12 protein-coding genes are annotated in these 13,311 nt (G+C 70.8%); 7 read left to right on the top strand and 5 right to left on the bottom strand.

The features are described 5' to 3' along the window. Positions 1-7 precede the first annotated feature (7 nt). Positions 8-1,522 (bottom strand): IucA/IucC family protein, encoded by a 1,515-nt coding sequence (locus OG407_RS39690; protein WP_405864860.1) that lies wholly within the window; start codon positions 1,520-1,522, stop codon positions 8-10. Between the two features lie 166 nt (positions 1,523-1,688). Between OG407_RS39690 and OG407_RS39695 the strand changes: the two genes are divergently transcribed. The 3 genes from OG407_RS39695 to OG407_RS39705 all read left to right on the top strand — a co-directional run bounded on the left by OG407_RS39695 (position 1,689) and on the right by OG407_RS39705 (position 5,106). Continuing rightward, the gene (locus OG407_RS39695; protein ID WP_405864862.1) at positions 1,689-3,203 is read left to right on the top strand and encodes an IucA/IucC family protein; all 1,515 of its coding nucleotides are present in this window, start codon (positions 1,689-1,691) and stop codon (positions 3,201-3,203) included. 653 nt (positions 3,204-3,856) lie between these two features. Further along, positions 3,857-4,771 carry a HipA family kinase gene (locus tag OG407_RS39700; RefSeq protein WP_405868842.1) on the top strand — a complete coding sequence of 305 codons (915 nt, stop codon included), beginning with the start codon at positions 3,857-3,859 and terminating at the stop codon, positions 4,769-4,771. Further along, positions 4,768-5,106, top strand: coding sequence for a SelT/SelW/SelH family protein (locus OG407_RS39705; RefSeq protein WP_405864864.1), 339 nt, complete (start codon positions 4,768-4,770; stop codon positions 5,104-5,106). Before OG407_RS39700 ends, OG407_RS39705 begins: the two co-directional genes overlap by 4 nt. Before the next feature lie 41 nt (positions 5,107-5,147). Here OG407_RS39705 and aceB read toward each other — a convergent pair whose 3' ends face one another. Both aceB and OG407_RS39715 read right to left on the bottom strand, forming a co-directional pair. After that, on the bottom strand, positions 5,148-6,770 hold the full coding sequence (gene aceB / locus OG407_RS39710; RefSeq protein WP_405864866.1) for a malate synthase A: 1,623 nt from the start codon (positions 6,768-6,770) through the stop codon (positions 5,148-5,150). A 183-nt stretch (positions 6,771-6,953) separates the two neighbouring features. Then, positions 6,954-7,553: an NTP transferase domain-containing protein gene (locus OG407_RS39715; RefSeq protein ID WP_405864868.1), complete on the bottom strand. Its 600-nt coding sequence runs from the start codon at positions 7,551-7,553 to the stop codon at positions 6,954-6,956. 188 nt (positions 7,554-7,741) lie between these two features. Between OG407_RS39715 and OG407_RS39720 the strand changes: the two genes are divergently transcribed. Then, complete coding sequence (locus OG407_RS39720) at positions 7,742-8,062, top strand: DUF5955 family protein (RefSeq protein WP_405864870.1); 321 nt, start codon at positions 7,742-7,744, stop codon at positions 8,060-8,062. 1 nt (position 8,063) lies between these two features. Here OG407_RS39720 and OG407_RS39725 read toward each other — a convergent pair whose 3' ends face one another. Next, positions 8,064-8,765, bottom strand: a complete 702-nt coding sequence (locus OG407_RS39725) for a DUF6304 family protein (protein WP_405864872.1) — start codon at positions 8,763-8,765, stop codon at positions 8,064-8,066. Continuing rightward, complete coding sequence (locus tag OG407_RS39730) at positions 8,762-9,556, bottom strand: IclR family transcriptional regulator (RefSeq protein ID WP_405864874.1); 795 nt, start codon at positions 9,554-9,556, stop codon at positions 8,762-8,764. The genes OG407_RS39725 and OG407_RS39730 overlap by 4 nt, the downstream gene beginning before the upstream one ends. Positions 9,557-9,848: 292 nt before the next feature. Between OG407_RS39730 and allB the strand changes: the two genes are divergently transcribed. The 3 genes from allB to OG407_RS39745 all read left to right on the top strand — a co-directional run bounded on the left by allB (position 9,849) and on the right by OG407_RS39745 (position 13,290). Then, complete coding sequence (gene allB, locus OG407_RS39735; protein ID WP_405864876.1) at positions 9,849-11,186, top strand: allantoinase AllB; 1,338 nt, start codon at positions 9,849-9,851, stop codon at positions 11,184-11,186. Between the two features lie 47 nt (positions 11,187-11,233). Then, positions 11,234-12,349 (top strand): allantoicase, encoded by a 1,116-nt coding sequence (gene alc, locus OG407_RS39740; protein WP_405864878.1) that lies wholly within the window; start codon positions 11,234-11,236, stop codon positions 12,347-12,349. A gap of 119 nt (positions 12,350-12,468) precedes the next feature. Further along, on the top strand, positions 12,469-13,290 hold the full coding sequence (locus OG407_RS39745) for an AIM24 family protein (RefSeq protein WP_405864880.1): 822 nt from the start codon (positions 12,469-12,471) through the stop codon (positions 13,288-13,290). Positions 13,291-13,311 lie beyond the last annotated feature (21 nt).

A 13,311-nucleotide genomic window follows, 5' to 3' on the forward strand; every position in this document is an offset into this window, starting at 1 on the left:
CCGGATCCTATTGATCAGATGGACCGGGCTCCAAAACGAGCGGGTTCGGCAGCCCGGTCCACTGGTCCCCGGACAGCTCCGGCGACAGCCGCATCAGCGTCAACGCCTTGCTCGGCAACGGCTGTTCGAGCAGCATGCGCAGATCCGGCGTGCGGGGCAGATCCGGTACGACGGCTGCCAGCGCCGCCCGGAGCGCCGTACCGGAACCGGCCGTGCCCGCGAGCGCTCCCGCCACCAGGGAGCCGAACAGCTTGCGGCGCAGGGTGAGTTCGTCGTCGGTGACGATGCGTCCGCTCAGTTCGGGGATCGGAATGCCTTGCCCGGCAAGGCGCTTGGGGCTGACCCGGATGTCGGCGAGATCGCGGTAGACCAGGCGCAGCGGGGCACCCGTGCGGGACAGCACCACCAGCAGGTTCTGACCGTGCGCTTCAAGGGCCACACCGGACTCCAGCAGCCGCAGACAGACGACGAGGGCGAGACGGGTGAACTCGGCCAGCCAGGCGGGCGATCGGGGCAGGTCGGTGACCGCGAGGGCGGCCACCGGCAGAACCCGCTCACCCGCTTCCGTGTCCGCGTACGTCTGCGGCGACTCGCGCAACACGGCCGCGAGGTCGGGGGAGTTGGCCGTCGCCGCGCCCAGTGTGCGGGTGACGTGCAACAGGCCGTCCGAGCGCGCCGCCAGTGTCTCCCCGAACGCGGACAACGTCGCCGACAGGCCGATCGAGTAGACCGAGATGTCCCGCACCGAGGACGTCAGCCGGGCGCTCAGCGCGGTCTTGACGTGCGGTCCGTCCGACAGGGCGAGGGTCCGCAGGGACATCAGCGGATGCGCGCCGACCGGAGCGTCCCCCGCCCGCTTCAGCACATGCGCCGCCTGCCACGGGTGCACCGGGATCAACAGCCGCCCCGCAGACCGCAGTTCGTCCGGCCACACCCCCGTCACCAGACACTCCCCCGCCCTCACCGGCACCGACCCCAGAGCCACCACGGGCCGGTGCTCGGGGCCGTACGCGAGCTGCTCGGCCACCGAGAAGCCGGGCCGGGAGCGGCAGTTGGGGTGGAAGGGGTGCCCGTCGACGATCCGCTGCTCCCACTCCCAGTCGTGCACCGGCCAATCCTCCGACTGGGTCGGCTGGTTGGCCCGGGACAGCGCCAACGAGGCGACGCTGTGCCCGAGTTCGACGGCGAAGGCGGTCCCGTGCGGCACGGCGAGGTCGGTCATCAGGCGCGCCGGATCGTCGTAGGCGATGTCGTCGAGGTGGACGACGGTGACGTAGGCGTCGGTCGCGTACGGGTCCGCGCGCGGACCGCGCAGCCGACGGCCGTCGGAGAGCCGTAGGACGGGGCCCGGCGCCCTGTCGACGATCCACGGCAGCGGTTCGAAGGCCAGCGCCCGCCACAGCCGGGTGAGCACCGCCGCACGGGCGCCGGGGAGTTCGGCCGCGTACCGTTGTACGAGGTCGGGCCGTACGGCGGCGAGTTCCTCGGCGACCTCGGCCTCGGGAAGCGGGGGACGGTCCACGGTCGACTCCTCGGGTGCGGACGGGGCGTCATGATCGGTGACGACGAGAGACGGGGCGGGGAGAGGCGGAGCGGGCGGAGACGGGACGGGCGGGGACAGGGCGTCGGGACACTGTGCGACGAGAGACATACTGATCGCGATCGCAGGACACGGACTGAGGGAACGTATGGATCGCGTCGACTTCACACCCCCGGGCGACGACGTGGCGGAGCGCGCCGACGCGTACGCGGCCGCGCCCCTGCTCAACTGTCTGCTCCGGGAGGTGGCCCAGCCGCTCCCGGACCAGGGGGAGCGGCATGTGTACCGACTGCCGGGGAGTGACCGGCTGCTGCGGGTGCGCGGTGAGCGGCGGCCCGCCGAGCCCGAGGTGTACGCGGACGGCGACTGGCGGCGCGTCGACCACACCGAACTCGTGAAACTCGTCGCCGAGGAACTGACCCGCCACACCGGCGTGTCCAACCACGAACTGCCCGCCGAGATGACCGACAGCCGTGACGCCGTCGCCGCGCTGCTCACCGCGCGCGACCGGGCGACGGCGCCGGACGACCCGTATCTCCGCTCCGAACAGTCCTTGATCACCGGCCATCCCTACCATCCCGCGCCCAAGGCACGCGGCGGCGGCCCCGTCGCGGGCTGGCTGCCCTACGCCCCGGAGGCGTACGCCCGTTTCCCGCCGGTGCTGCTCGGGCTGCGCGAGGACGTGGTGGTCGAGGAGGGCGACGTCTCGGCACTGGACGCCCTTGGGGAGGCCCCGCCCGGTTACCGGCTGCTGCCCGCGCACCCTTGGCAGCTGGACCTCGTCGGCACCGGCCTCGCGGACGCGTTCGCGGACGGGCGGCTGATCCGGCTCGGCACGACGGCGACCGAGGTGTGGCCGACGGCGGCGATCCGGACGGTGTACAGCCCCGGGTCCGCGGAACGCGCGGAGGATCTGTTCCTGAAGTTCAGCCTCGACGTGCGCATCACCAATGACGTACGCCGGCTGTGGCGCCACGACCTGCTGAAACTGCGGCGCACGGACACGGCCGTCCGGGACGCCTTCGCGGCGATGGGCGGCCCGGCGGCCTGGCTCAGCGACCGCGGCTACCGCACCGCCGACTTCGCCTTCGAGGAACTCGCCGTCCTGGTCCGCGACGGCCTGCGCGAGCACCTTCTGCCCGGCACGACTCCGTTGCTCGCCGCGGGGTTGGTGGAGGGGTTCGCGGGCAACCCGCTCGACGGTACGGGCGACCCGGGGGCCTGGTGGGAGGCGTATCTGCGGCAGGTCGTACCGCCCGCGCTGACCGCCTTCGCCGACCACGGCGTCGTACTCGAAGCGCATCTGCAGAACACGCTGGTCGCCGTCGACGCGGACGGTACGCCCGTGCAGGCGCTGTACCGGGACGCGGAGGGCGTGAAGCTGCCGGCGGACGTGGACCGGGCGGCCGGGTGGGAGCGGCTGGTGTACTGCCTGGTCGTCAACAACCTCGTCGAGATCGCCGGGGTGCTCGCCGAGCGGCACCCGGAGCTGGACCCGTGGCCTGCGGTGCGCGCGGAACTGGCCCGGCACGACGTCCCCGAGGTCGCCGAACTCCTCGCCTCGCCCACCCTGCCCGGGAAGACGAACCTGCTGTTGCGGTGGACCGGGGCGGACGGCGCCGACGCTCGCTATCTGCCGTTGCGGAATCCGCTGGCGGGGTGAGGGGGCGGCGGAGGGGAGCCGTTCCGAACCCGGTGACGTCATGAGCGGAGCACCCCGACTGATGGCCGGTGTGGGGGAGCCTCGCGGCTGAATACCGCCGCTCGACGGGGACGGGGGCCGGGCGATGAGTTCCAACAGCCTTGCCGGACAGGCGAGATGGCGGAGTCATGAAACCGCTCCGAGCGGATGATCCCGCCTCTGTCGGAGAGGACGGATACCGGCTGGTCGGACGGCTCGGCCAGGACGGGATGGGCGTCGTCTGCTTCGGCCGGTCGCGGTCGGGCCGGGCGGTGGCCGTCAAGGTCGTACGGCCCGAACTGAGCACGGAACCGGGTTTCCGGCGCCGGTTCGCCGACGAGGTGGCCGCGGCCCGCCGCGTCGGCGGCTTCCACACCGCGCCGGTCGTGGACGCCGACCCGCAGGGCGACCCGGCCTGGCTGGTGACGGCGTATGTCCCCGGACCGCTCAGGAGATGGACCCGGTCTGGTCGTCCGACGGCACGTGGGTGGCGTTCGTCCGGGGCCCTTCGACCAGCCGGCGATCTGGGCCGTTCGCGCGGACGGCACGGGCGCACGCAGGCTCACCACCGGCAGCACACCGGAGGGCCACCCCTCCTGGCGCTGACCTGTCTCTATGCTCGTTTCATGCCGGACATGCTGAGAGAGGTCACCGCGACCCGCTACATCGAGCCCCTGCGCTCCGGCGGTTCCGTCCCCGGAGTCGTCGAGGCCGACGACCTCGGCACGTACGTCGTGAAGTTCACCGGCTCCGCGCAGGGCCGCAAGGCGCTGGTCGCCGAGGTGATCGTCGGGGAGCTGGCCCGCGCCCTCGGGCTGCGCTTCCCCGAGCTGGTGCTCGTGCACTTCGACCCGGTGATCGCCGACGAGGAGCCCCACCAGGAGGTGCGGGACCTGCACAGCGCGAGCGCGGGTCTGAACCTCGGCATGGACTTCCTGCCGGGTGCCCAGGACTTCACCCCGGAGGTCGCCGCCCAGTGCACGGTCGACCCGCTGGAGGCCGGGAAGATCGTCTGGCTCGACGCGTTGACCGTCAACGTCGACCGTACGGTGCACAGTTCGAACCTGATGATCTGGCCGACGCTCGGCATCGCACCTCCGCGCCTGTGGCTCATCGACCACGGCGCCGCCCTCGTCTTCCACCACCGCTGGGACGGAGCCGACCCCGCGAAGGCCTACGACTTCCGCCATCACGCCCTCGGGCACTACGGCCCCAACACCCTGGCCGCCGATGCCGAGTTGGCCCCCAAGGTGACCGAGGAACTGCTGCGCCGCATCGCGGCCGAGGTGCCGGACGCCTGGCTGGCCGGCGAACCGGGCTTCGCGACACCCGACGCCGCACGGGAGGCGTACGTCGCCTACCTCCACGCGCGCGTGCGGGCCTCCGCGGCCTGGCTCCCCACCGACTTCCCCAGCAGGGAGGAACGCGCCGCCGAGGAGGCCCTCCGCGCGGCGAAGACACAGCAGGGCCGCCCGAGTTGGCTCAAGCGGGTCCCCGACCTGCACGGCAAACCGGCGGCTGAACAGGATTGGTCGGTACACCTCGGATGACAGACACCCCGATCGACAACCCCGTACAGCCCGAGCACCCCGTACAGCCCGAGCACCCCGTACAGCCCGAGCATCGCGTGCAGATCGAGTACTGCACCCAGTGCCGTTGGCTGCCCCGCGCCGCCTGGCTGGCGCAGGAGCTGTTGACCACCTTCGAGACCGAGTTGACGGAACTCTCCCTGAAGCCCGGCACCGGCGGTGTCTTCATAGTCCGCGTCAACGATGAAGTGGTGTGGGACCGCCGTGAGCAGGGCTTCCCCGAACCCACGGCCGTGAAGAAGCTCGTACGCGACCGAGCGGCCCCGGGAAAGTCCCTGGGCCACTCGGACAAGTGAGCTGATCCTTCAAGTGAGCTGTTCCTGACGCCTGTTGAGGTTCAGCCCTTGAGCTGCTCGTACGCCGGCAACGTCAGGAAGTCCGCGTAGTCGTCGTCGAGCGCGACCTCCAGGAGGAGGTCGTGGGCCTGCTGCCAGTGGCCCGCGGCGAAGGCGTCCGCGCCGATCTCCGCGCGGATGTTCTCCAGCTCCTCGGCGGCAACCTTGCGCGCCAGCTCGGGAGTTGCCTTCTCGCCGTTCTCGAACTCGACGCCCGCGTTGATCCACTGCCAGATCTGCGAGCGCGAGATCTCGGCGGTGGCCGCGTCCTCCATCAGGTTGAAGATGGCGACCGCGCCGAGCCCGCGCAGCCACGCCTCGATGTAACGGATGCCCACCTGAACGGCGTTGACGAGTCCGGGGTACGTCGGCTTCGCGTGCAGCGAGTCGACGGCGATCAGGTCGGCGGCCTTGACGTCGACGTCCTCGCGCAGCCGGTCCTTCTGGTTCGGCTTGTCGCCGAGCACCGCGTCGAAGGAGGCCATGGCGATCGGCACCAGGTCCGGGTGGGCGACCCAGGAGCCGTCGAAACCGTCGCCCGCCTCACGGTCCTTGTCCGCCTTGACCTTCTCGAACGCGACCTTGTTGACCGCCTCGTCACGGCGCGAGGGGATGAACGCCGCCATGCCGCCGATCGCGTGCGCGCCGCGCTTGTGGCAGGTACGGACGAGGAGTTCGGTGTACGCCCGCATGAACGGGGCCGTCATCGTCACCGCGTTGCGGTCCGGGAGGACGAACCTGGGCCCGCCGTCACGGAAGTTCTTCACGATGGAGAACAGGTAGTCCCAGCGGCCCGCGTTCAACCCCGAGGCGTGGTCGCGGAGTTCGTAGAGGATCTCCTCCATCTCGTACGCGGCGGTGATCGTCTCGATCAGCACGGTCGCGCGGACGGTGCCCTGCGGGACGCCGACGTAGTCCTGCGCGAAGACGAACACGTCGTTCCACAGCCGGGCTTCGAGGTGCGACTCGGTCTTCGGCAGGTAGAAGTACGGGCCCTTGCCGAGGTCCAGCAGCCGCTGCGCGTTGTGGAAGAAGTACAGCCCGAAGTCCACGAAGGCGCCCGGCACTTGCTCGCCGTCGACCAGGAGGTGACGCTCGTTCAGATGCCAGCCGCGCGGGCGCATCACGACGGTCGCCAGCTCGTCCTCGGCCTTCAGGGCGTACGACTTACCGGAGTTGGGGTCGGTGAAGTCGATGGCGCGGGTGTAGGCGTCGATCAGGTTGAGCTGGCCCGTGACGACGTTCTCCCAGGTCGGCGCGGAGGCGTCCTCGAAGTCCGCGAGCCAGATCTTCGCGCCCGAGTTGAGGGCGTTGATCGTCATCTTGCGGTCGGTGGGGCCGGTGATCTCGACCCGCCGGTCGTTCAGGGTGGCGGGGGAGGGGGCCACCTTCCAGGAGTCGTCGGCGCGGATCGCGGCGGTCTCCGGGAGGAAGTCGAGGGTGGAGGTCCGGGCGATCTCCGCGCGGCGCTCGGCCCGGCGGGCGAGGAGTCCGGCCCGGCGGGGCGTGAACCGGCGGTGCAGCTCGGCCACGAAGGCGAGGGCCTCGGCGGTGAGGACCTCCTCCTGCCGGGGGAGGGGTTCGGCGTCGACGACGACCGGCGAGGACGGCGCTGGTGCGGACATGAACTGTCACTTCCTTCAGCGTGGCACCGGGTGTCAGGTGACCCGGGTAGGGCTGGGAGCACCCGAGAGGCCGTCGGGCGCTTCTGAACAGTGGATACTAGTTTCCTCATCGTGGAAGTTCAATGGTTTGTTGACGTCGAGATTCTCCGGATCGAGCAAAAGTGGCGCTCAGTGCCACTCCGCTCACTCAAGGTGGACGAGATCCGCCTCAGTGTCGATGTCGTACGGCTCCGCCGCATCCCCGCACTCGACGAGCGTGACCGCGTCCGCGTGCGCCTTGAGATACGCCCGCGCCCCCCGGTCCCCGGTCGCGCTCTCGGCGATCCCGGCCCAGTGCGCGGCACCGAACAGCACCGGATGACCGCGTACCCCGTCGTAGGCGGCCGAGACGAGCGAGTCCTCGTCCGTGAACCCGGCCAGCACCCGCGCCACCGCCTCCGCGCCGATCCCGGGCTGGTCGACGAGCGACACGAGCGCCGCCCGCGCCCCCGTACCCGCGAGCGAGTCGAGCCCCGCGCGCAGCGAGGACCCCATCCCCTGCTCCCACTCCGGGTTCTCCACGACCACACACCCGGCCAGGTCCGCCTGTTCCCGTACGGCGTCGGCGCGCGCCCCCAGGACCACGTGGACGAGGGTGAGGCCGGCCGTGCGCAGCACCCCGACCGCGTGCTCCACGAGGGGCCGCCCCCGGTGTCGTAGCAGCGCCTTGGGCCGCCCGCCGAGCCGTCGGCCGCCGCCCGCGGCGAGCAGCAGCCCGGCGACCTGGTCTTCGTTTCGCGTCATGCGTCCTGCATACCTGACGCGGCGGCGACCGGACGGAATCCTCCTACTTAATTTCGGTCCATGGAGTGGCGCGCCCGGCACCGGGTGGCGTTTACTTGCCCGCGTCCCTCGGCGCCCGACCAGTGTTGCGGGGCGGGTGGCGGGACCGCGGAGTTCTTGCGCACGAAGACGTGCGAGGGGGGAGAGCTGTGTTGCGGAGCTTGGGGCAGAGGTCAGTGACCGGCAGCGACGAGGATCCGAGGGTGGCGGAACTGCGGACCGCGGTGTCCCGGTTGCGCCGCGAACTGGCCGCGCATCCGGCCGAGTTCCCCGACCGTGTCATCGCCGAGGACGAACTCGCGGCGCTGGCCGCGATGACCATCGACGGCACCCCCGAAATCCCGCGCCTGCGCCGTTCGTTGCTCCTGATCGCGGGCGCGATCGGCTCGGTGAGCGCACTCACGAGGGGTCTGACGGACGTACGCAACGCCGTGGACCTGTTCGGTCAACCTCGACGCGGGCAGGGCTAGTTCACCACCAGCGGCGTGACGGGAATGGTCCCCGGTACCCGGTGTGTGTGGTGGTCCGGTGCTCGAACTCGCCGCAGAGCCAGGTTTCTTGGACGAACTCGGTGTGCTCGTCCCAGATCGCGAAGATCCCCGTCGGGCCGTGCTTGCCGTCGACCTGGCGGTAGCGGTCCTTGACGTCACGGAAGCAGGCCAGCCCTGCCATCAGCCCGTTGCCGGCCGGGTTGTAGTCGGACCAGGCGCACGCGATGCATGCCTGGAGCCGTACTCCTGCCGGGAGTTGGCGCTGGATGTCGTGCAGGGCCGATTCGAAGTCTCCCTGGCCGTCCGTGTTTTGGTACGTGCGCCCGTCGAAGCGCAGGGTCGTGGTCAGCGTCTCCGCGTCAAGACCGCGCCGGGGACCGGCCGGGTCCCCGAGCCGCAACGCGCAGTCCAGCACCGCCGTACGCACGCCCTGCCCCTCGACCGCGACGGGCATCGGCACCTCCCACTCCAACAGGCAGGAGCACAACGCCCCGTCGAAGAAGGTGAACGGGGCCTCCGGTGGCTCGCCGCCGAGTGCGCCGAGGTCGTCCATGGTGTCGCCCTCGAAGCGGACGCCCCGGATCGTCGTGCGGATCGACTCCCGGCCGTCCGACTCGAAGACGACCGCCTCGGGGCCGTGCCGGTCGGTGTACCGGCCCGGCCAGAACTGCCCGCCGCTCACGCGGGGTTCTGGCTGGCCAGTGCCTCCGACAGTTCGCCGGCCACCTGTTGGAGTACCGGCACGATCTTCTCCGTCGCCGACTCGGTGACCCGGCCCGCCGGGCCCGAGATCGAAATCGCCGCCGCCGTGGGGGAGTTGGGCACGGATACGGCGAGGCAGCGGACGCCGATCTCCTGCTCGTTGTCGTCGATCGCGTAGCCGAGGCGGCGCACGTCCTCCAGCGCCGCGAGAAAGCCGTCGGGCGTGGTGATCGTCTTGTCGGTCGCGGCGGGCATGCCGGTACGGGCGAGCAGTGCGCGCACCTCGTGGTCCGGGGTGTTGGCGAGCAGGGCCTTGCCGACGCCGGTGGAGTGCGGCAGGACGCGCCGGCCCACCTCGGTGAACATGCGCATCGAGTGCTTGGACGGCACCTGCGCGACGTACACGATCTCGTCGCCGTCGAGCAGTGCCATGTTCGCCGTCTCGCCGGTCTCCTCGACCAGCCGGGCGAGGTAGGGGCGGGCCCAGGTGCCGAGCAGCCGGGACGCGGACTCGCCGAGGCGGATCAGGCGCGGGCCGAGCGCGTACCGGCGGTTCGCCTGCTGGCGGACGTAACCGCAGACCACGAGCGTGCGCATCAGGCGGTGGATGGTGGGGAGCGGCAGGCCGCTGCTCGCGGAGAGCTCGCTCAGGCCGACCTCGCCACCCGCGTCGGCCATCCGCTCCAGCAGGTCGAAGGCGCGCTCCAGGGACTGGACACCGCCCGTGGTGGACTTGGTGGAGTCGGTGCTGCTGACGCTGGACGGCGGCACGGCGCGTTCCTTTCGGCACGGGCGGGAAGGGCTGAAGCCTACCCGGGGGTCGGTTGACTCCCCGCCTGTGCGTAGCTACGTTCTGCTTGCCGGAAGTTTAATTCCGCTTTGTGGAAACGTCCAGAGTGTGCGCGTGAGGCGCATCGTGGAGAAGTGTGCCCTTGACGGTACGGGAGCGGGAGTGAAGACTCCTTCAACAGAACGTTGAATTCCGTTACGTGGACGTAAATCCCGTTTCCCGGAAGTAACAGGAGTAGCGGAAGTGACGACGGCGGCAGAGAGAGGGGTCCGGGTGTCCGACGCTGAACTGGTGGTGCGCTCCACACGTGTCATCACTCCCGAGGGGACACGCGCGGCGGCGGTCGCGGTCGCCGGGGGGAAGATCACGGCCGTCCTCCCGTACGACGCCCAAGTCCCGTCCGGGGCACGGTTCGAGGACTTCGGCGACGACGTCCTGCTGCCCGGCCTGGTCGACACCCATGTGCATGTGAACGACCCCGGCCGCACCCACTGGGAGGGCTTCTGGACCGCCACGCGCGCGGCGGCGGCCGGCGGCATCACCACGCTCGTCGACATGCCGCTCAACTCCCTCCCGCCGACGACGACGGTCGACAACCTCCGTACGAAGCAGCAGGTCGCCGCGGAGAAGGCCCACATGGACGTCGGTTTCTGGGGCGGCGCCCTGCCCGACAACGTCAAGGACCTGCGCCCGCTGCACGACGCCGGCGTCTTCGGCTTCAAGGCGTTCCTGTCCCCATCCGGCGTGGACGAGTTCCCGCACCTGGACCAGGACCAACTCGCCCTGTCCCTGGCCGAGATCGCCGGTTTCGACGGCCTGCTCATCGTCCACGCGGAGGACCCGCACCACCTCGAAGCCGCCCCGCAGCGGGGCGGTCCCAAGTACGCCGACTTCCTCGCCAGCCGCCCGCGCGACGCCGAGGACACGGCCATCGCGGGGCTGATCGCGCAGGCGAAGCGCCTCAACGCACGCGTGCACGTACTGCACTTGTCCTCGTCGGACGCGCTCCCGCTCATCGCCGCCGCCAAGGCCGAGGGCGTTCGCATCACGGTGGAGACGTGCCCCCACTACCTCACCCTCACGGCGGAGGAAGTCCCGGACGGCGCAAGCGAGTTCAAGTGCTGCCCGCCCATCCGCGAGTCCGCCAACCAGGACCTCCTTTGGCAGGCGCTGGCCGACGGCACGATCGACTGCGTCGTCACGGACCACTCACCATCGACGGCCGACCTGAAGACCGACGACTTCGCCACGGCCTGGGGCGGCATCTCCGGCCTCCAGTTGAGCCTCGCGGCGGTGTGGACGGAGGCGCGCGAGCGGGGCCACGACCTGGCGGACGTGGTCCGCTGGATGTCCTCAAGTACGGCCGAGCTGGCGGGACTTGACCAGAAGGGCGCCATCGAGGCGGGCCGCGACGCCGACTTCGCGGTCCTCGCCCCCGACGAGACGTTCACCGTCGACCCGGCGGCCCTCCAGCACCGCAACCGCGTCACGGCCTACGCCGGAAAGACCCTCAGCGGTGTCGTGAAGTCGACCTGGCTGCGCGGCGAACGCATCGTGCTGGACGGCGAGTTCACCGACCCGAAGGGGCAACTCCTGACCCGTACACCCTGATTCACCCCCCGGCACCCGCAGCGGCCTACGTCTGAAAGGCAGACCTTGTGACGGCGATACCCAGTTTCACCGGCGACGCGAACCCCTACGGAGGCGGTGACCCGTACGCGGACTACCGCACGGGCGACTTCCCCTTCACCCAGTACGCCAACCTCGCCGACCGGCAGTTGGGCGCCGGTGTCATCGCCGCCAACGACGAGTTCTTCGCCGAGCGGGAGAACCTCCTCGTGCCCGGGCCCGCCGAGTTCGACCCCGAGCACTTCGGTCACAAGGGCAAGATCATGGACGGCTGGGAGACCCGCCGCCGCCGCGGCGCCTCGGCGGACCATCCGTGGCCGACGGCGGAGGACCACGACTGGGCGCTGGTCCGCCTGGGCGCCCCCGGGGTCATCAGGGGCATCGTGGTCGACACGGCCCACTTCCGCGGCAACTACCCGCAGGCGGTGTCGGTGGAGGGCACGTCGGTACCGGGCTCCCCGTCCCCCGAAGACCTCCTCTCGGACGACGTGAAGTGGACGCCCCTGGTCCCGCGCACGCCGGTGGGCGGTCACGCGGCGAACGGCTTCGCCATATCCACCGAACAACGCTTCACGCACCTCCGCGTCAACCAGCACCCCGACGGCGGCATCGCCCGCCTCCGTGTCTACGGCGAGGTCGTCCCCGACCCCAACTGGCTCGCGGCGCTGGGCACGTTCGACGTGGTCGCCCTGGAGAACGGCGGGAGCGCCGAGGACGCCTCCAACCTCTTCTACTCACCCGCGAGCAACACCATCCAGCCCGGCCGCTCCCGCAAGATGGACGACGGCTGGGAAACCCGCCGCCGCCGCGACCAGGGCAACGACTGGATCCGCTACCGCCTGGCCGCCCAGTCCCAGATCCGCGCCGTAGAGATCGACACGGCGTACCTGAAGGGCAACAGCGCGGGCTGGGCATCGGTATCGGTCCAGGACGGCGAGACCGGCACCTGGACGGAAATCCTCCCGCGCACCCGCCTCCAGCCCGACACGAACCACCGCTTCGTGCTCCCGACCCCGGCGATCGGCACGCACGCGCGCGTGGACATCTATCCGGACGGCGGGATCTCGCGGTTGCGGCTGTTCGGCTCGCTGACGGAGCAGGGGGCGGCGACGCTGGCGGCGAGGCACCAGGAGCTGGGCGGCTGACGCCGGCTGCCATTTGCCGGAGGGGCTGATTTCCAGCCCGTCCGGCGTTTCTCCCATGCAGGCCGCCACAACCCACCCGCACCCGGAACCGAGACGGCCACCCGCTACGTTCTTCTCTCGTGACCCTTCAGCAAGAGATCGTCGGCAACGCCATGCAGATGGCGGTCGTCAACCTGAACCCCGGCCAGACCGTGTACTGCGAGGCCGGGAAGTTCCTCTTCAAGACGACGAACGTGACCATGGAGACCCGCCTCGGTGGATCGTCGGGCGGCGGCCAGCAGCAGGGCGGCGGTGGCTCGGGCGGTGGCGGTATGGGCGGCATGCTCCGGCAGGCCGTGGGGACGGCCATGCAGGTCGGGCAGCGCGCGCTCGCCGGTGAGTCGCTGGCGTTCCAGTACTTCACCTCCCAGAGCGGCGAGGGCACCGTCGGCTTCGCGGGCGTGCTCCCCGGGGAGATGCGCGCCCTGGAACTGGACGGCACGCGCGCGTGGTTCGCGGAGAAGGACGCGTTCGTGGCCGCCGAGTCCACCGTCCAGTTCGGCATCGCCTTCCAGGGCGGCCGTGCCGGCGTGAGCGGTGGCGAGGGCTTCGTCCTGGAGAAGTTCACCGGGCACGGCACGGTGATCATCGCCGGCGCGGGCAACTTCATCGACCTGAACCCCGCCGACTTCGGGGGGCGCATCGAGGTCGACACCGGCTGCCTCGTCGCCTTCGAGGAGGGCGTCCAGTACGGCGTCCAGCGCATCGGCGGCCTCAACCGCCAGGGCCTGATGAACGCCGTGTTCGGCGGCGAGGGCCTGTCCCTGGCCACCCTGGAGGGCAACGGCCGCGTCATCCTCCAGTCCCTCACCATCGAGAGCCTCGCCAACGCCCTGAAGAAGGCCCAGGGCGGCGACAAGCAGGGTCCGACCGGCGGCATGTTCTCGACCCACGCGGGCTGAGACGCCGTAGCGAAGACCGAG

Origin of the sequence: Streptomyces sp. NBC_01515 (assembly GCF_045040345.1) — a bacterium.
GTDB lineage: Bacteria > Actinomycetota > Actinomycetes > Streptomycetales > Streptomycetaceae > Streptomyces.

Coding starts and splice junctions, on each gene's coding strand:
- aceB (WP_405864866.1), bottom strand. CDS start 6,770: ATGTCCGCACCAGCGCCGTCCTCGCCGGTCGTCGTCGACGCCGAACCC.
- OG407_RS39695 (WP_405864862.1), top strand. CDS start 1,689: ATGGATCGCGTCGACTTCACACCCCCGGGCGACGACGTGGCGGAGCGC.
- OG407_RS39700 (WP_405868842.1), top strand. CDS start 3,857: ATGCTGAGAGAGGTCACCGCGACCCGCTACATCGAGCCCCTGCGCTCC.
- OG407_RS39715 (WP_405864868.1), bottom strand. CDS start 7,553: ATGACGCGAAACGAAGACCAGGTCGCCGGGCTGCTGCTCGCCGCGGGC.
- OG407_RS39705 (WP_405864864.1), top strand. CDS start 4,768: ATGACAGACACCCCGATCGACAACCCCGTACAGCCCGAGCACCCCGTA.